Consider the following 18,576-nt stretch of genomic DNA (forward strand, 5'->3'; position numbering starts at 1 on the left):
CATCGGATAGCGCTCATGGCGTCGGGTCCTCAGCCTCGGGCCAGCACGGCGATGCTGCCGTCGCCGAGGTCGCCGTAGCCGGTCACCAGGCCCACCTCGGCGTCGGGCACTTGGGCGTCTCCGGCTTCGTGGCGCAGCTGACGTGTCGCCTCGACAACGTGGTTGAGACCCCATGCATGGCCCTGAGAGAGCAGGCCGCCATGGGTGTTCATCGGATAGCGGCCCCCGAGCGAGATGTTTCCGTCGGCCACGAATTCCTTTGCACCGCCTTTCGGGCACATGCCGATGGCCTCAAGCTCCATCAGCACCACGTAGGTGAAGCAGTCGTAGATCTGCAGGAAGTCCATGTCGGCGGGCTGCACGCCTGCCATTGCGAACGCCCGCGGCGCTGCGGAATCGAGGCCGAGGCGGAGCATGTCGGGGCGGTTGGTGATCTCGTCGGCGGGATAGGGGTGCCCTTCGGCACCGCCCAGCCACAGCACCGGCGTGTGCGGCAGGTCCTTCGCCCGCTCGGGCGATGTCAGCACCACTGCCGCGGCGCAGTCGGTCTCCAAGCAGCAGTCGAACTTGCGCATCGGCTCGGTGATGAGCGGCGACGCCAGGTAGTCGTCCATGGTCATCGGCCGGCCGCCCATGAGCGCCTTGTCGTTGAGGTGCGCGTGCTCACGACACGCGAGTGCCACCTGGGCGGCGTCGGTGGGCGCCACGTCGTACAGGTCGACGTAGCGCTGGATGTACATCGAGTACCACTGCACCGCCGAGCGCACGCCATAGGGCGCATAGAAATTGCGGCTCACGTCCACGAACGGTCCCGGCTCCAGGCGGCGCTTGGTCGGACGGGTCCCGGGGCGTGGCCGCATCGCCGAGTAGCCGTTCCAGCCCAACGTAATGACGACATTGGTGGCGATGCCCGCAGCGATGGCCATGGTCGCCGACTGCAGCGCAGCCACCGGGCTGGCACCCCCCATGTGCACCGTGACGGCGTAGCGGATGTCGCTGGCGCCGAGGTTGGCCGCGATCTCCTCGGACGAGATGAAGCCCGGCGGCGGCAGGATGCCGTCGATCTCGCTGGGATCGATCCCGGCGTCCGCAATGGCGGCCATGGTCGCTTCCAGCACCAATTCGGGCACGCTCTGCGAGGTGCCTCGCATGTAATCGGTCTCGGCAACGCCGACGATGGCAGCGGCTCCGGAGATGTCCACGATTCACCTCACCTGCTGAAGCGGATGACCGAGTCCCCGAACAGCGATCGCATCGAGTGTTGCACAGTCGGCATCGCGTCGGCCCTGACCGTGTCAATAGCGGCCTATTGCAGATGGTGACGGCCAGAGCCGAGAGACGGGTCGAAGCTGCACTGCCACCGCGGAGCGGACCGCTGCCAGTGTGACACTCAGTAGCCGATCATCACATCAGGGCAACGCAGTAGTCAGCCAGAATCTGCTCGAGGTAGAGAGCCCCAACGCCCGTACTGAGATCTCGCTCGCCAATCGGCAGTGGTGAGGCATCTTCGGTCGCTTCGAGACGGTCGTCTGAGACACGGTCGCCGAACAGCACCAAGGCGAAGCCTTCGGGTTCCCGTCGGGAGCGCCAAGCGAGGCCACTCGCCCATGGTGCCCATGATCGAATGGCCGCTGCCCAGCGTCGTGACATCCCATAGGCCGATGCTGGCCCGCCGGCCAACCAGGTGTCTTGCCCGACAGCCGCCAACGAACGGCCGGAGCGCAGGTCGACCAGGTCCAGATCGACGGCCGCGTTCATCCAGCCGATTCGCAGGCCTGAGAGCTTGGCGCGCGGCAACAAACGGGCGCCGCGGTCATCGAATGGGAGGTCGCGAAGCAGCGTCTCGGAAACGGCGGTGCGATCGTCCAGCGCGGCGTACAAGAAGGAGTACGGATCGTCAGGCGACGAGTCGAAGCGCCCACCTTGCAAAGGGTTGCGAGCAACGGTCGGATTGAATTCCGTGACGGAGAACTCGGCGCTGTGCAGCCGAGTCAGACGAGTGCCGCTCAGAAGACGGAATCGGTGCGGCGTGCCGTCGTAGTGGGCCGACGGTGCCTGCTCTGGCGGCAATCCCGCCTACCCGACGGGCTCGGTGACGGCGTTCGCGACGGCAAGCAGATCGTCGTCGCGGTCGGCTGCCACGAGTTCGCAAGGGCGGGCATTGAGGCGGTCATTGACGCTGAACCACCACGATGCGACACCCCACGGGTCGTCAACGGCGCGCAAGTGTTGGTTGACCGCACCAACCGTGGTGTCAACGCAGCGTCGTTCGGGATCGAACTGGAACGCTGGATATAGGTAGCCCCGTCCGTGACGCAACCCGAGCAACTCCGAACGCAAACGGTGCTGGCGAACTCGCTCCCGGTTCGTCGGTTCTGACCCGAGTGCCGTGGCCGCATCCCGTGCTTGCAGCATTGGCTCGTCCCAGATGGCACGGATTGCCTCGCCCTGGAGCCTCGTGCGGTTCATGAGCGACTGTTCGATGTGGTCGAGAACCCTTCGCGGCTCGCCGCCAAGTTGGTGGGCGATATCGCTTTGGGCCGCGACGAAGAGCAGCAGATTTCGAAGGTACGGCGCGCGATCGACGAATGCTCGGTGACTCGCAGCGACGAGTGCGGCTGCGTCCAAATAGTCCGCATCGGCCGCTGGCCACTCATCTTGGAGCGCGACCAAGATTGCTGCCATGCAGCGCCAGCGGTCTGCGTATCGTTCAGATGCAGCCGACACGACCGCGTCCGCGAATTCCTTGTCGCTGAGTTGGGCGCTCAGTTCTAGGAACTGCTCGTGTGCCTTCAGTTCATTCGTCACAGAACATGTCCTATGCTGACGGATCCACTACCACATTATATCGTCAGGAACGTCAGACTGTCGCCGGGAATACCGAATCCCACCGGTGCTTGGCTGTCAGGCCGTCGCAAAGGCCACGGATGTCACGACGATGTCGGCAATTGTCGAAACATGAGTCGTGTGACGCATAGGTCCTGGCTCAGCCGACGGCGACCGGCGAACGTTCGGTGCCAAAGGTCACGCCCTCGTAGTCGTGGTCGGCGATCTCGTCGATGCGGCGCTTGTACTTCGGCGCGCCGCCGTTGTACACGAGGTAGCGGATGGTGCCCTTCTCGTGGCCGTCGACGTTCGAGTTGTAGCCCGTGAACCAGCCCTGGGCCTTGCGCATCAGCATCATGGAGTACATCTCGACGACGTGGTTCGTCCAGTCCCGTTCGGCGTCGTGGTTGGCCTCGAAGCGGGTGTAACCGTTCGCCCAGATGTGGTCGAGCATCCCGGTCACCCAGTCGACGCCGATCTCGATGCCACGTGGGTAATTGGTCGACGCTGAGCCGCTCTGTGGACCGGCGATGGTCAGCAGATTGGGGAATCGGTTGACCATCAAGCCGATGTAGGTGACCGGCCCGTCTCCCCACTTGTCGCTCAGTTTCAGGCCGCCGCTGCCCTGGAAGTCGATGCGGTCGAAGGCGCCGGTGATGGCGTCGAAGCCCGTGGCATAGACGATGAGGTCAAACTCGTAGTGCTGTTCGGTGGTCTGGATGCCGGTCGGGGTGATCTTGGTGATCGGTGTTTCCTGGATGTCCACCAAGTTCACATTGGCCTTGTTGTACGTCTCGTAGTAGCGCGTCTCCAGCGGGACCCGCTGCACGCCGAAGCCGTGGTCTTTGGGGACGAGCTTCTCGGCGATTACCGGGTTGTCGACTCGCTCGCGGATCTTGTCGCCAATGAACGCCGACAGTTCCGCGTTGGCCTCCTCGTCGAAGAAGATCTCGCGGAAGTTGGCCATCCAGATGCCGAATCCCGGCTCCCCGTACAGCTTGTCCCACAGCGCCCGACGCTCTTCGGGCGGCACATTCCAGAAGCCGCGACGGTCTGGTTCATGCTCGAAGCCGCCAGGGGTGCGGGCGCACTTGTCGAAGATCTCGTCGTAACGGGCCCTGATGCCTGCCATCTCGGAGTCGGAGATCTCGCTGTTGTGCAGCGGTGCACACCAGTTCGGACGCCGCTGGAACACCGTCAGGTGCTCGGCCTGCTCGCCGATGGCGGCGATGGCCTGCACGCCGGTAGCGCCGGTGCCAATGACCGCGACCCGCTTGCCCTTGATCTCGACCGGTTCAGCCGGCCAGTGGTAGGTGTGGAACGACGGGCCCCCGAAGACGTCGGTGCCGTCGGCGTTGACGCCTTCGATGCGTGGATAGGTCGGCGCCGACAGCAGGCCCAAGGCGGTGAGCAGGAAGCGCGAGGACAGGTCGCGACCGTCGGCAAGGTGCAGCCGCCACATGTTGTGGGTGTCGTCGAAGTGCGCCGTTTCCACGGTGCAGTCGAACTGCATGTACTTGCGCAGGTCGAACTTGTCGGCGACGTAATTCAGGTAGCGCAGGTTCTCGGGCTGGCCCGAGAAGCGCTCTTGCCAGTGCCACTCGTCGAGCAGTTCGTCGGAGAACGAGTAGCCGTAGGTGTAGCTCTCGGAGTCGAAGCGACAGCCGGGGTAGCGGTTCCAGAACCAAGTTCCCCCCAGGTCGCTGCCCATCTCGAGCACTGTCGCTTGGACGCCGCGTTCAGCGAGTCGGTACATCTGGTAGATGCCGGCGACGCCTGCACCGATGATGATGACCTCGTAGTTGGGCTCGTCGCTGGTGCTGCCGTTCGCCGTGCCGTTGGTCGTTGCTGCTGCCATGTCTGGATTCCCCCCGGTGAAATCGTTCGGCGCGTCGCCGGATCTGGCGGCGTGAAATCGGCGAAGCCGTCCCGGCCCGCCCAAATGCGCTCGATTGATCTGCCTCCCCACAATAGTCGAACCGGCATTAGGAAAATTCAGACGTCACGGCGTCGGCGGGTCGGCCGAGGCCTTCCAGCCCGAGCTTGCCGGCTTGGCCCTAATCTCCGGCCATGGTCCAGCCACTCCGATTCGGTGTCGTCCACGATCTTCGCAGCCCGCCCGGCAGCAAGGTGTCGCTGCAGGAGATGTACGCCCAGGCACTTGACCAGCTCGAGATGGCCGACGAGCTCGGCTTCGATCTGGCGTGGTTCACCGAGCATCACTTCCTCGATGACGGCCACCTCCCCAACTTCGTGCCGGTAGCAGGGGCTGTTGCCGCTCGCACGTCGAACATCCGCATGTCGACCGACATCTTGCTGGCACCGTTTGCCCATCCGATCCGGCTGGCCGAAGACCTCGCGATTCTCGACAACATCTCGAACGGACGCATTGAGCTGGGCATCGGGATGGGCTATGCGGCCCACGAGTTCCGAGGCTTCGGGATCCCGCAGTCCCGCCGGGTGTCGCTGACTGAGGAGCTGGTGCAGATCCTGCGATTGGCGTGGAAGGGCGAGCCGTTCAGTTTCCATGGGAAGCGCTACCAGTTCGACGACCTGCTAGTCACGCCGGTGCCGGTGCAGCCGGGCGGACCGCCGCTGTGGATAGCGGGCATGAGCTCCAAAGCGGCCGTGCGGGCCGCTCGGTTCGACACGCACCTGTTGCCCCAGGGTGCCCCCGATGTGGTGATGGAGCCCTGGAAGGCGGAGCTGCGGGCGACCGGACGTGACCCCGACGACTATCGCGTGGGCATCATCCGCTCGGTCTTCGTGACCGATGACGCCGAGCGCGAGTGGAACCCGATCAAGCCGGCGGAGCGTTACCGGCTCGGGGTGTACGCCAAGTTCTTTGCCGAGACGCCCGACACGTTCACTGCCTTCGACCTGGAGAAGGGCGCGATTCCCCAGAATTGGATTGTCGGCGACGAGGACCATTGCGTCGCCGAGCTGGTCGACTTCATCACGCGCTTCGGCTTCACCGACGTGTGCACCTGGGGTGCCTCGCCCGGCATGGCCCCGTCGCTGTTCAACTCGTCGCTCGAACGGCTCGCTCGCAATGTCATCCCGCGGGTGCGCGCTGCCGTCGAGGGCTAACGAGTCCGTTTTTCTCGTCCGGTTGACTCACTAGCAGTCCGGGTGCGCCGTCGGGCGACCGGTACCGTGAAACCGATGGCAATGCCGAACGCACCGCTCACGACGATCAGCCTCGACGGCACCCCGTACAGCATGGAGGCAACGAGTGAGTGGGTTGCCGAGGAAGTGTCCAAGCTTCACGCAAGCGTCGCGCTCCTCCGATCTGAAGGGAAACTGACTGAGGCGACACTGCGGGCGTACTTCGGGGACAAGCGATTCGAGCAGATTGCCGAGTCGAACGCCATTGAGGGCAGCACGCTCGATGTCGGCGAGACGAGGCTGGCGATTGAAGGTGGGATGACGATCCCAGGCCACGATGCCGTCTACTCCCAAGATGCGATGAATCTGTCCGCCGCCTTGGAACGCATGGTGGAGCTAGCGCGGAGTGACGGTCCGACAACTTTCGAGGATGTCCGCCGGTTGCATGAACTCGTGCTGGGCGGAATGCCCGGTGCTGGCGTGTTTCGGTCCCAACCGGTCATCATTTCTGGTTCCCCCCATGCGCCGCCGTCTACATGGGCAGGGGTGATGGCCGGCATGGAGGAGTGGGAGCGGTGGTCGAACAGCAACGACAAGGCTTCCGTGCTGGTGCGCGCCATCATCCTGCACACGTGGCTCACCCACATCCATCCATTCCTGGATGGCAATGGACGTACAGCGCGAGCGGTCTTGAATCTCGAGTTGATCCGTGGTGGGTTCCCCAGCGTCATCATCCGTCGTAAGGATCGGTTGCGCTACTACGACGCGTTGGCCGAGTCGGATCTTGGCGGAGACCTCGAGCCGATCGCGGGGCTGATCCTTCAGCGTGCCGAAGACGCGTTGCGTGACCTTGAGCGAGTTGCCGCGGCTCAGCAGGGGTACGACCGCGTACGTGCAGAATTGAGGCAGGCTCAGATTCGCCGCACGGCCATATGGAATGACGCGGTACGCCTGCTGTTCTCGCTCGTCGAGCACGAACTCGACGACATGTTCGGCGAGGTCGGCCACGTCTCCACCAGGTGGTACGACGCCGAACTGACGGCTGATGACTACCGGGCGCTCGCTGAAGATGACTCGTCCGGCAATTCATGGCTCGTTCGATTTGATGCAGAAGTACCTGGCGTCGCCGAGCGCCGGTTCTTGGCGTGGACCGGATACCGCAGCTACGCAATGAAGAACTGGCACGGCATCGGCGGTGGCCCGGCAATCTTCTGGTCGGTTCCAGACCCAGACGGTTATAGAGCGTGGTCGCAAATTGACGAGAGTTCGCCGGGCGTAGCGGAACTGACGCTCCAGCTCCCCGACGTTGATCAGTGGATCGCCCGGATGCCCGACGGTGAAATAAGACGACACCGCCCCAGCGCAGTCGCGGGTCTAGTGGCGCAAGCGATCGCAAGTTCAGTGACGGCGTACTCGTGACCGTCGACGGTTCGCGACCTCAAATTCAAGTGTTGCGAAGATGACTTGAATTTGGGCTACCAGATGTGAACGCGACGTGCATTCTGCGTTCCCAAACTCAAGTTCTCCGCTGCTCGCTTGAATTTGACACGGCGTGTCCCGGGCGGCGCTGAACGGCTGGCGTGATCGACCAGCCAGCGGAATGACGGGTCGGCCAGCGCGCCGGTCATCAGTTCGGGGTGCCATTGCACGGCAATGATCGCCAGCTCGGCGTGCTCCATGCCTTCGATGATCCCGTCGGGGGAGTGAGCGGTGGCGATGTAGCCGTCGCCGAGCTGGTCGGCAGCCTGGTGATGCAGTGAGTTGACGGCGACCTCGGGTCCATACAGGCGTCGTAGTTCGCTGCCCTCGGTGGTGGTCACGACGTGCGGTGTTGCGTCGGGCGGCCCGTCCACAAATGCGTGGGTGGGCAGGTGGGGGTGCAGCGTGCCGCCGGCCGCGACCGTCATCAACTGGATGCCGCGGCAGATGCCCAGCACTGGCACGTCGGCGGTCACGGCGACGTCGAGCAACTCGAGCTCGAAGGCGTCGCGCAGCGGTATCTGTCCGTCTGACACGACGGCGTCGTCGGGCGTGTCGAAGGCGTTCGGGGCGCTGACACCGGACCCGTCCCCAGCTTCGGCGACCAGCCGGTCGGCGTACAGGCTCGCAGCCACGTCCTCGCCGCCGGTGAGCAGCACACCGTCGAGTCGGGGCGCAATGTCTGTGGGGTCAGCGTCGAGCGGCAGGTAAACCGCAATGCCGCCCGCCGCGTTCACGGCCTGGGCGTAGTGGGCGATGTACAGGTCGACGTCGACATCGGTGAACACCGGCGGGAAGCCACCGATTCGTGATCCCTTGCGTCGGCGTCCGACAAGCCCGATCAGCGGTTTCGGCACCCGTCCACCTTAGATGAGCCGTTTTGAACCCCCTCTGACGGTTCGCTCACCAGTGTGCGCCAGTACGGTCGGGCCCATGGTGGTGCTATGCCCGAATCGCAGCGGCGGGCGGGTCCGGGAGAGACGACAGGTGGCATCCAGAAGTGCCTGCTGAGCCCGAAGACCCGGTGGTGCTGGTACCGCTGGAGCCGATCGATGGCGGGTCGTCGACGGTCGAGATCCGGCAGGGCACTGATGGGCCTCGCAAGCGCTGGTGGCTGGTCGCTGCTGTTGCCGGCGTCCTGCTCATTGCCGCGGTTGCCGTCAATTCCCAGCTTGGTCCGGACCGTCTTAGCGACGATGCCGAGCCGACAGAAGATGCAGACGTCGAGAGCGCGGACGGATCCTCTCCCGATGATCCAGCGGCGCCGGAGGCGACGACAGCCGAATCGGACACACCGGCGCCGCCGGAGGCGGACATCTCAGGCGACGAGCGAGCAGGCGCCGGCGACGAGACCGGTGCAGAGCCGTCGCGGGCTTTTGGTGAACCAGAGCACCCGGTCTCGGGTGTGGAGCCGCACATCCCCAGCCGAGACCGGTCCGATGAGCCTGGTCCGCCCGCGCAATTCTGTGCCGGCAGCTTCTCGGCGACCCGATTCCAGCTTCCACTGCGGTTTGCCAGCACGAAACCGGAGGGCGTTGACTACCTGTCGTGGGCGCCGGACTGCCGGACAATGGTGTTCCGGGTTGGGAGCACGCTGTGGGTGGCGGATGCCGATGGCACTAGCGACCTGCCGTTTCTCACCGCTCAGCACGGTCTGAGTGCGCCGGTGTGGTCACCCGATGGCCAGTGGATCGCTTTCTCGCAGGGCGCGATTGTGGACGGGAAGCGAGCGAGCCACATCTACATTGTCCAGCCCGATGCCCTCGGTCTCGCTCAAGTCACGGACGGTGTGGTCTTGGACCAAGATCCGGCCTGGTCACCTGACGGGACGCGGATCGCCTTCTCACGCCGAGCACGCGCCGGCGAGGAATCTGCCACGGGTCAATTCGACCAGTACATCGTGGTGGTGGATGTCGACACCGGCGGTGAGCAAGAGTTGACTGCCGGCGGTGAGCACGAGTCCGCGCCGTCTTGGTCTCCTGATGGCGAATCGGTCAGCTATCGCTCGGGCGGCTCGCTGATGCAGTTGCGACTGAATGACGCCGTTGGGTTCGAGCGGCTCGCAGGCGTAGTTGGGCGCGGTGCATCGTGGTCCCCAAATGGTTCGCGAGTCGCAGTATTCCGGGACTGGTTCGACGGCAGAACGACGATCGTGGTCAGTGACCTGCCGGGGCTGTATCCCGGGGATCAGCATGTGATTGCGGTGGAGAGTCTCGAGCAGGCTTCGCCCAGCGTGGTGCCGACGCTGCAGTGGAACGCTGACGGCCAGCGCCTCTTATTCCACGGCTCCGATACGCCTGCCAGCCACTGGGCGTACTCGATCGTGGTTCCCGCACCGACGCGTTCGCCGGAATACTGGGCGATGCTGGATGTTGTCGAGGCGGTCCTGCGGGAGGCCCGGTACGACGTGGTCGCCGTCCAGCATTCGGTTGAGGTCGAAGCTGAGTTCTCGGTCCGGGGCCGGGCCGGCGGAACGATGATCGAGGCCTGGATCGCACTCGAGCGAAGCGAGCCGCGTCGTTTCTTCGACGCCGTCGAGAACCCGCATTCGGAATTGCCCGGCATCCGCCGCAGTTCCGAACGGATCGGCGTGTGGTTCCAGTGCGACGGTCGCTACGGCGAGGTACTCGCGGCTTCGCAGCTTGTCGCCAATGCTCTCGCTGCCGACGTGATGTCAGCCATCTGCGAGGACAACTAACCCACCGCGCTGGAGTACAAGCACCGTAGGTGTTACATGTCGCCGGTATGGTCGCGCCGGTGAGTGGTCTGGCTCCGAATCGCAGCGGTGCTCCCGACGGCAGCGAGCTGTTCATCGTCGACAATTCGGTGTCAGGCTGGACGGGGCTGGAGTACCTGCGGCAGTGGTGCGGCATCTCCCGCAGCTTCGATATTGCGACCGGATTCTTCGAGATCGGCTCGCTGTTGGAGCTGGACGGGCACTGGCAGCAGCTCGGCAAGATCCGCATCCTCATGGGCGAGGAAGTTTCGCTGCGGACCAAGCAGGCGTTTGTCGAGGCGCTCTCCGAACGCATGGGCCGCCTGGACGGGAGTTTGGAGGGCGAGAAGGATCGGAATCCGTTCTTGGCGGGCGTGGACGCAATCGTCGAGGCGCTGAAGAGCGGCCAGATCGAATGCCGGGTACTCCGCAAGTCGAAGTTCCACGCGAAGACGTACATCACTCACGCCAAGCTCGAAGTGGTTGGCGCCCGGGCGCTCGTTGGTTCAAGCAATTTCACCCGGCCGGGTCTCACGCAGAACATTGAGCTGAACATTCAGGTGCAGGTGGGTGCCGAAGTAGCGCAGCTTCAGTCGTGGTTCGATGAGCACTGGGCCCAGGCCGAGCCCGTCACAGAAGAGGTTCTGCGGACCATCACTCGCCACACCGCGGAGCTGACGCCGTTCATCGTGTACGCCAAGGCGCTGCACGAGTACTTCCGGGGCCAGGAATTGGCCGCCGCCGAGTGGGATCGCACCCAGTCGAAGGTATTCGAACAGCTCGATCAGTATCAGCGTGAGGCGTATTGGTCACTGATGAAGATCGCCCGCCAACATGGCGGAGCGTTCTTGTGCGACGGCGTCGGCCTGGGCAAGACCTTCGTGGGGTTGATGCTCATCGAGCGACTCGTTCTCCTCGAGAACAAACGGGTCGTGCTGTTTGCTCCGAAGGCGGCCGTCGAAGCTGTCTGGAAACCACATCTCGACCAGTGGCTGGATCACATCGGCGGAATAGACGGCAGTTCCGATTACTCGAGTCTTGCCGTGTTCAGCCACACCGACCTCACCCGCGTTGGCGTCTACCCCGAGAGGTTCGAGCGGATCGCGGCGCTCGCCGATGTGGTCGTCATCGACGAGGCACATCACTTCCGCAACCGGGGCCTGCGCGGCATCTACGAAGGTTCAGGCGGCGACGACACCAGATCTCGGTACTGGCGCATGTTTGACCTCATCAATGGCGCACCCGATCCCCAGACCGCGATACGCGGCGACGGGCATCGTCCCAAGCAGGTGTTCATGCTGACGGCTACGCCGATCAACAACCGGATTACGGACCTGCGTCACATGATCGAGTTGTTCACGGCGGCGGACGACAGGTACTTCGCTCAGACACTCGGCGTCAACAACCTGACGGCCCACTTCCGGAACATGGAGCGTGCTCTCGAAGGACAGCTTGGTGAGAGTGATCCGGAACACCTCGCCCTGTTCAGTCCCGTCGACGAGAGCATCGGACAAGCCGGCGCCGGCGCCATCTCACGAGAACTGGTCGTGCAGCGCAGCCGCGCATACGCCCGGAAGAGTCAGGAGGCGCAGGGCGCGAGCGAGGCCATGTTCCCTCGCCGGCATCCGCCGAAGGTCGCGGAGTACTCGATCCGAAAGTCCTACGGCGAAGTGCTGGACATGTTCGAAGAGGCGTTCAAGCGCGAGCACCCGCTGTTCACGCTCGCCATCTACTACCCCCTGCACTACTACGTCGGCGACAGCACGGACATCGACCCGTTAGCCGAGAACCGCCAGAAACAGGTGGTGGGCCTCATCCGCTCCATGTTTCTCAAGCGCTTTGAGAGCAGCGTCCATGCGTTCACGCTGTCGCTGGACACGCTCATGCGCAAGCTGCTTGCGTTCGTCGAGGCCAACGTTCTCAGCAGCCGCGAGCTCGCAGAGTTGGACCAGTGGAAGTTCGACAACCAAGAGATCATCGGCTTCCGGTCGAAACTGCAGCTTGATCTCGGTCTCGACGACTACGACGGCGACGATCCCGACAGCGAGGACATCGTCCCAGAGGAATTCAAGGAATCGGCAGAAGTCTTGAGCCGAGACGACTACGACGTCTCGGCCATCTTGGTCGAGGTCCGCCACGACCTGAACCGGATTGCCCAGTTCTTGGCACGCACCAAGGAATTTCGGCCGGACGACGACGACAAGCTCCGTCGACTCATCGAGCTTCTGCAAAACGACGAGGTGCGGGGACGCAAAGTGCTCGTGTTCACCGAGTTCGCGGACACCGCGCGTTACGTTGCGAGGCACCTTCGCGAGGCGGGAATCTCCGGCGTCGAACAGCTCGACGGTGGCTCGTCGAAGAACCGCGCCGAGGTGATTCGCCGGTTCGCGCCGTACTACAACGGCGCATCGCCAGCCGAGCTGCGACCGGGTGACGAGATCACCGTGCTTGTCTCGACCGACGTGCTGTCAGAGGGCCTGAACCTTCAGGACGCAACTCTGCTCGTCAACTACGACATTCACTGGAACCCCGTTCGGCTCATGCAGCGCATCGGGCGTGTGGACCGCCGGATGAATCCCGCAATCGAGGACAGCATTGCTGCCGAGAACCCGGGATCCGCCAGCGAACGCGGTGAGGTGAAGTTCTGGAATTTCCTGCCTCCCGAGGACCTCGATCGGATCCTGAAGTTGTATCGCCGGGTCAGCGGCAAGACGCTGTTGATCTCGCGCACGCTCGGGATCGAGGGCCGCAAGCTGCTGAAACCGGAGGACGACTACGACGCGCTGAAGGAGTTCAACGCCGGCTACGAAGGCGAGGTCACACCTATCGAGCAGATGCACCTGGAGTATCAAGATCTGCTTCGCGAACACCCCGGCCTCGCCGAACGACTTGAGGAATTGCCCGGTGGAGCGTTCTCAGGCCGTGGGCACGAATCGCTCCTGCCGGCCTGGAAGTCGTCCGACCCGCAATCGCCCGGGACCACGGCCTCACCCCGAGATGGCAACGCCGAAGGCGCCCGAGGTGTGTTCCTGTGCTACACGCTGCCCGCTCTCGACACCGAGACGCGCACTTTCGCGCTCGAAGCGGGATCAACCCGTTGGTACCTCTATGACGCGGACACTGATGCGATCCATGAGGCTCACCAAGACATCGGCGAGATCGCGCGCAGCATCCGTTCCACGCCGGCAACGCCGCGTCGCACGAAGCTCGATCCGGCCGAGCTGGTCAAGGTGCGCAACCGCGTGCTCGCCCACATCACGAACGGATACGAGAAGGCGGCACAGGTTCCCACCAGCGCCCCAAGGCCCCGCCTCGACTGCTGGATGGAGCTGAACTGATGTCCGAGCCACGGCCGGCGTTGAGCGGTTCGGTGCTGCGGCGCATTCGCACCCAGGCCGATTTCTTCGAATACTTGGCCGATGAGCTCGGTTGGCCGCTCGATGTCGCAGACATGGACGAAGAACGCCTGACATGGGAGTGGCTGCCAGATGAGGTCGGCATCGATCCGGCTGAAATGTCGAGCCTGCGACGGCTGCGCCAACTGCGTCCGCTGAGCGCCGACCAGCCGTGGGGCATCTTCTTTGTCGAGTTCGACCGCGAACGGCTGCCCGTCACACAGTTTCGGCGGGTGGCCCAAGCATTCGCCCGCCGGCGGAGCCAACGGGCACCGGGCGATGACCGACCGCGTTGGGACGCGGAGAATCTGCTGTTCGTGGTGACCACAGGGGGCGACCAGACGGTGCAGCTGCACCTGCTGGCATTGTGGAACCGCGATGGGCGCGCAGACGAGATCCGCTCGTTGGCGTGGCGGCCTCGCCAAGGCAGCGACCACCACCTGGCGCGGCTGCATCACGAGCTGCTGCCACGCCTGGCATGGCCTGCCGACGATCAGGCAATCGCCGACGCATGGACCGCGCAGTGGCGTGAAGCGTTCAAGCTGCCGCTCGGTGCCGCCATCTCGACTGCTTCCCGACTGGCGGAGCAGATGGCTGCCTGCGCTGGCGACCTCCGTGACCAGATCGCTGAAGCGTTGGCTGCTGAGGCCGGATCGGGTCCGTTCACGGCCATGCTCGGCACGGTTCGCTCGCAGTTGATCGCCGATGTGGACGCTGCCCGCTTCGCCGACATGTGCGCGCAGACGCTCGTCTACGGATTGCTATCGAACCGGGTCACCTCGCCGGAAGACTTCGGCACCTCGCCCGTGTAGTCCACGGTGCCGCTGTCCAACCCGTTCTTGGAGGCCTTCTTCGAGCAGGTGCACGACGAGGCCAGCGTGCTCGATCTCGCCGGCAGCGGCCTCGACCAGCTCATCGCCGATCTGCGGGTCAGCAACGTCGAAGCGATCCTCGACCAGTTCGGCACGACCGCGAAGGGCGGCGACCCGGTCATCCACTTCTACGAAGAATTCCTGAAGCGGTACGACCGCAAACTGCGCGCCGACGCCGGTGCGTTCTACACGCCTCAGCCAGTAGTCGACTTCATGGTGCGCGCAGTCGACGAGGTGCTGCGCAAGCGATTCGGCCTCGCCATGGGCATCGCCGACTCCTCCACTTGGGCCGAGGCCGCCGAGTGCAACGGCTTCGACGTGCCCGACGGAGTGCCCGCGGATCAGCCATTCGTGACCATGATCGATCCGGCCACGGGCACCGGCACCTTCCTGGTGGCCTGGCTGCGCCAAGCCCGCGAGTCATTCCTGTCGGGCGGTGGCAGTGAGACCGACTGGCCGGAGTACTTGCGCCTCCATGTGCTGCCGCAGATGCATGGCTTTGAGCTGATGCTTGGCCCGTACGCGATAGCGCACCTCAAGGTGGCCTTGGAGCTTCACACTCACGGCGTTGCCGATGCGAATGTGAACGTGCTGCTCACTGATTCTCTCGAGCATCAGGCAGCCCAAGGCCAACTCGGCACGATGGTCGACCCGATCTCCGTCGAGGGCGGGGCCGCTGCGGACCTCAAGGCTCAGAAGCGCTTCACGGTCGTGATCGGCAACCCGCCATACGACCGTGAACAGAAAGCCTTGGGCGATACCGGCAAGCGAAAGGGCGGTGTCGTCCGGTTCGAGACTCCCGGTGTCGAGGGTTCGCCCCTGCTGCGAGCGGTTACCGAACCGATGAGCCAGGCCGGACTCGGCAGCCATCTCAAGAACGTCTACAACGACTACGTCTACTTTTGGCGCTGGGCGGTGTGGCAGGCCACTGAACTGCCGCCGGGGCCCGGCGTGGTGGCATTCATCACGGCGTCGTCGTATCTCGACGGCATCTCAATGGGCGGGGTGCGGAACTTGGTGCGTCATGGGTTCGACGAGTTGTGGATCGTCGATCTCGGGGGCGAGGGCCGAGGCGCCCTCACGGAAGAGAACGTGTTCGACATCCAGACGCCGGTTGCGATCGCTGTCGGCGTCCGAACCAGCGCTGCACCTGGCGAAGACTGCGTAGTGCGGTACTTGCGTGTCGAAGGTGACAGAACCGACAAGTTCGCTCGCTTGCGCCGCATGAAGCTCGTCAGCTGGTCCGAACGAGTTAGCGGTGAGGGTTTGGACCGCCTCGTCCCGTTGAGCGCCCACGAGTATCACGACTGGCCCGAAGTAACCGGCCTGTTTCCCTGGAGTCACTCCGGGTGCCAGCTCAAGCGCACGTGGCCCATCGCCGAGTCCAAGAGCGTCCTCCAGAGGCGCTGGAGGACGCTGCTCTCGTCTGTGCCACGACGACGAAACGAGCTCATGCGCGCGACCGACTCCCGGAACGCGGTCGCCACACCGCAGCCCATAGCGGGCGGCGGTCGAAGACTGCGGTCGCTGAATGCCATCGGTCGCGACGGTTCACCCGAGGGCATTGAGCGCTACGGCTATCGCAGCTTTGACCGCCAATGGATCATCGCTGACAACCGGCTTGCAGACCGCTCGCGGCCCGATCTGTGGCGGGTTCGTGGTCGCAGTCAAGTGTTCTTAACCACGCTCACATCAACCAAGCTCGGCTGGGGTCCTGTGCTTACCGTTTCGCCCTACGTGCCCGACCTCCACCACTTCCGCGGTTCCTATGGGGCCAAGAACGTGATGCCGCTGTATCGCGGCCCTGCGGGCGAGACGGGCAACATCACCGAAGGAATCTTGACGGTTCTCGGCGACGTGTTCGACACGACTGTGACGGTCGAAGATCTCATGGCCTACGTCTACGGACTCGGAGGCACCGCAGCGTTCAGCGACCGATTCGGCGACCAACTTGCAGAATTAGCCGGACCAGTGCGCATACCGATCACCGTTGACACCGCCCTCCTCGATGAAGCTGTCACTCTCGGACGCGACCTTCTGTGGTGGCACACCTGGGGCGAGCGCTTCGCGCCGAAGTCAAACGTCAAGCTGCCGGCTGGTCGCGCCAGTGAAGTTGCACCCGTCACTGCGATGCCTCAAGACCTGAAGAACTGTCGCTATGACCCGGACACCGAGCGGTTGACCGTAGGCACCGGCATTTTCGCCCCGGTCAGTCAGGAGGTCTGGGACTTCGAAGTCTCCGGTCTCCGAGTCTTGCCGTCATGGCTCGGCTATCGGATGAAGAACCGCAAAGGCAAGAAATCCAGCGAGCTCGACGACATCCGCCCGACCCGCTGGACCCAGACCAAAGAGCTCCTGCTACTGCTGTCGATCCTCGAACACACCGTCGAGGTCACCCCACAAGCCGCCGATCTCCTCGACCGTATTGTCGACGGTCCACTCATCCCCGCCGCCGATCTCCCGACCCCCACTCCCGCCGCACGCAAACCCCCTCGGCTCTAGAAGGTGGCCACCGTGGGTCCGCGAGATTCGGTAGCGAGCATGCACCGCAGAAGGGCTAGCGAATGGCCGAATGATCACGGGGCTCACGACGCATCAGCGATGGATGCGGTCAGTGGAGAATCGGCAATGGGGCGGACCACTGCGTCCGGTTCCTCATGAGCTTCCGCGAGCTACTTGTGCTTCAGGTGCTTGCGATCATTCTCGGGGCCGTGATCCTGGCCTCGTCGGGACGGTTGTGGCGCGTCCTCCGTCGGAGGTTGTTGCAGTTATTGAGGGCCGCAAGGCAGTCACGGCTTCTCGTCAGCCTTCGACGGCTTGTGCAGAGTCGGGTTGCCAGGTGGGTGGTCGCTCGGATCGAGTCTCGTCGGAATTCGGCGCAACCGCTTGAGGTGAAGTGCGTGAGCGAATTCAAGGTCAAGCTTCCTGGTGATCTCTCGCTTGATGATCACGGCGCAAATGGCGTTGCTCGGATCACTCTGCGAATATGCGGCGCAACACATCTGGGACGCGCAGCTTGCGTCGAATGGCGCAAGGGGAACGACAACAGCGTTCCTACGGAACGAGAATGGTCGGCACTGGAATACGTCGGCGAACTCCATCGGTGGATGCAAGTGAACGGTCATGATGACCGTTGCCAACACATGCAGCCGACCGATGGAGGTGTCCAGTATGGCAGCGAGGCTGAGTTTGGATGAGCGGGTGTTCATCGAGTCGTCGCTGGGGGCGGGCCGCAGCGTCGCGGACGCAGCGGCGGCTGGGCCGTGACCGGTCCACGGTGCATCGCGAGCTGGCCCGCTGCGGCGGGCGGGCGGGCTATGACGCCCGTGCTGGGGACGCGTGGGCGTGCGCGAGGGCGCGACGAGAGCGAACGCCCAAGCTGGCGCGCGACCCGGTGCTGGCCGCTGCGGTCGATGAGCGCTTGAAGCTGCGCTGGTCGCCGCACGCAGCGGCGGCGGACCTGCGCGAGGCGGGCATGAGCGTGTGCGCGGAGACGATCTATCGGGCGTGCTACGCGAACGACGCGCGCAGCGGCCTGCCCGCCGGCACCTGGGCGAAGCTGCCGCGGCGCTGCCGGCGCCGTCGGCCGCGCAGTGTCGCGCAGGCCCAAAAGCCCAGCCCGCTGGGGCAATACCGGCGGCTGGCCGACCGGGCCGACGACGTCGAGGACCGTGCCGAGCCCGGCCACTGGGACCGCGACCTCATCGTCGGCAAAGCGAACCTCACCGCCGCGGTCACGCTCGTGGAGCGCACCAGCCGCTACGCGGTCACCGCAGCGCTGCCCGACGGCTACGGCGCGCCGCCGCGGTCACCGCGGCGCTGGGCCGCCAGCCTGGCGGGCTGGTGCGCAGCCTCACCTGGGACCAAGGCCGCGAGATGGCCCGCTGGGCCGACGTCGAAGCCGCGCTCGGCATCGAGGTGTTCTTCTGCGAGCCGCGCTCGCCGTGGCAGCGACCCACCAACGAGCACACCAACGCACTGCTGCGCCGATGGCTCCCCAAAGGCACCAGCCTCGACATCGCACAGCTGCGGCTCTCGGTCATCGAGGACAACCTCAACCACATGCCCCGCCGACTCCACCACTGGGCATCAGCACACGACATCTACACTCGACTCCGTCGCAACCACCGATAGAGCTTGCCAACCCTCCTGTGCGGTCGAGTCGTTCTTGCCACCACCG

The 18,576-nt window shown here is 64.4% G+C and carries 13 protein-coding genes and 1 pseudogene; 9 read left to right on the forward strand and 5 right to left on the reverse strand.

The window, feature by feature from the left end:
• Nucleotides 1-29 precede the first annotated feature (29 nt).
• The 4 genes from ACQY5K_RS15005 to ACQY5K_RS15020 all read right to left on the reverse strand — a co-directional run bounded on the left by ACQY5K_RS15005 (nt 30) and on the right by ACQY5K_RS15020 (nt 4,684).
• Nucleotides 30-1,202, reverse strand: a complete 1,173-nt coding sequence (locus ACQY5K_RS15005) for a thiolase C-terminal domain-containing protein (protein WP_428116789.1) — start codon at nt 1,200-1,202, stop codon at nt 30-32.
• Between the two features lie 202 nt (nt 1,203-1,404).
• Nucleotides 1,405-2,070, reverse strand: coding sequence for an RES family NAD+ phosphorylase (locus ACQY5K_RS15010; RefSeq protein ID WP_428116791.1), 666 nt, complete (start codon nt 2,068-2,070; stop codon nt 1,405-1,407).
• A 6-nt stretch (nt 2,071-2,076) separates the two neighbouring features.
• A complete protein-coding gene (locus ACQY5K_RS15015) occupies nt 2,077-2,808 on the reverse strand; it encodes a hypothetical protein (protein WP_428116794.1) in 732 nt (243 codons plus the stop codon).
• Nucleotides 2,809-2,986: 178 nt separating this feature from the next.
• Nucleotides 2,987-4,684: a flavin-containing monooxygenase gene (locus tag ACQY5K_RS15020; protein ID WP_428116796.1), complete on the reverse strand. Its 1,698-nt coding sequence runs from the start codon at nt 4,682-4,684 to the stop codon at nt 2,987-2,989.
• 212 nt (nt 4,685-4,896) lie between these two features.
• Here ACQY5K_RS15020 and ACQY5K_RS15025 point away from each other — a divergent pair, with 212 nt between their 5' ends.
• Nucleotides 4,897-5,916 carry an LLM class flavin-dependent oxidoreductase gene (locus tag ACQY5K_RS15025; RefSeq protein ID WP_428116799.1) on the forward strand — a complete coding sequence of 340 codons (1,020 nt, stop codon included), beginning with the start codon at nt 4,897-4,899 and terminating at the stop codon, nt 5,914-5,916.
• A gap of 75 nt (nt 5,917-5,991) precedes the next feature.
• On the forward strand, nt 5,992-7,353 hold the full coding sequence (locus ACQY5K_RS15030) for a Fic family protein (protein ID WP_428116801.1): 1,362 nt from the start codon (nt 5,992-5,994) through the stop codon (nt 7,351-7,353).
• A 56-nt stretch (nt 7,354-7,409) separates the two neighbouring features.
• On the opposite strand, the gene ACQY5K_RS15035 is transcribed toward ACQY5K_RS15030, so the two are convergent.
• Nucleotides 7,410-8,270 carry a gamma-glutamyl-gamma-aminobutyrate hydrolase family protein gene (locus ACQY5K_RS15035; RefSeq protein ID WP_428116804.1) on the reverse strand — a complete coding sequence of 287 codons (861 nt, stop codon included), beginning with the start codon at nt 8,268-8,270 and terminating at the stop codon, nt 7,410-7,412.
• Nucleotides 8,271-8,413: 143 nt separating this feature from the next.
• Here ACQY5K_RS15035 and ACQY5K_RS15040 point away from each other — a divergent pair, with 143 nt between their 5' ends.
• The 7 genes and pseudogenes from ACQY5K_RS15040 to ACQY5K_RS15070 all read left to right on the forward strand — a co-directional run bounded on the left by ACQY5K_RS15040 (nt 8,414) and on the right by ACQY5K_RS15070 (nt 18,530).
• The gene (locus ACQY5K_RS15040) at nt 8,414-10,111 is read left to right on the forward strand and encodes a hypothetical protein (RefSeq protein ID WP_428116806.1); all 1,698 of its coding nucleotides are present in this window, start codon (nt 8,414-8,416) and stop codon (nt 10,109-10,111) included.
• A gap of 59 nt (nt 10,112-10,170) precedes the next feature.
• Nucleotides 10,171-13,467 (forward strand): helicase-related protein, encoded by a 3,297-nt coding sequence (locus ACQY5K_RS15045; RefSeq protein ID WP_428116809.1) that lies wholly within the window; start codon nt 10,171-10,173, stop codon nt 13,465-13,467.
• Nucleotides 13,467-14,336 carry a hypothetical protein gene (locus ACQY5K_RS15050; protein WP_428116811.1) on the forward strand — a complete coding sequence of 290 codons (870 nt, stop codon included), beginning with the start codon at nt 13,467-13,469 and terminating at the stop codon, nt 14,334-14,336. The genes ACQY5K_RS15045 and ACQY5K_RS15050 overlap by 1 nt, the downstream gene beginning before the upstream one ends.
• Nucleotides 14,337-14,342: 6 nt before the next feature.
• Nucleotides 14,343-16,898 (forward strand): type ISP restriction/modification enzyme, encoded by a 2,556-nt coding sequence (locus ACQY5K_RS15055; RefSeq protein ID WP_428116813.1) that lies wholly within the window; start codon nt 14,343-14,345, stop codon nt 16,896-16,898.
• Nucleotides 16,899-17,296: 398 nt separating this feature from the next.
• Nucleotides 17,297-17,593, forward strand: coding sequence for a hypothetical protein (locus tag ACQY5K_RS15060; RefSeq protein WP_428116816.1), 297 nt, complete (start codon nt 17,297-17,299; stop codon nt 17,591-17,593).
• A pseudogene (locus tag ACQY5K_RS15065) lies at nt 17,590-18,171 on the forward strand (IS30 family transposase); the annotation flags it as partial. The gene ACQY5K_RS15060 and the pseudogene ACQY5K_RS15065, both read left to right, overlap by 4 nt.
• Nucleotides 18,084-18,530: an IS30 family transposase gene (locus ACQY5K_RS15070; protein ID WP_428122722.1), complete on the forward strand. Its 447-nt coding sequence runs from the start codon at nt 18,084-18,086 to the stop codon at nt 18,528-18,530. The pseudogene ACQY5K_RS15065 and the gene ACQY5K_RS15070, both read left to right, overlap by 88 nt.
• Nucleotides 18,531-18,576 lie beyond the last annotated feature (46 nt).

This window comes from Candidatus Poriferisodalis sp. (genome assembly GCF_965262965.1).
Taxonomy (GTDB): domain Bacteria; phylum Actinomycetota; class Acidimicrobiia; order Acidimicrobiales; family Poriferisodalaceae; genus Poriferisodalis.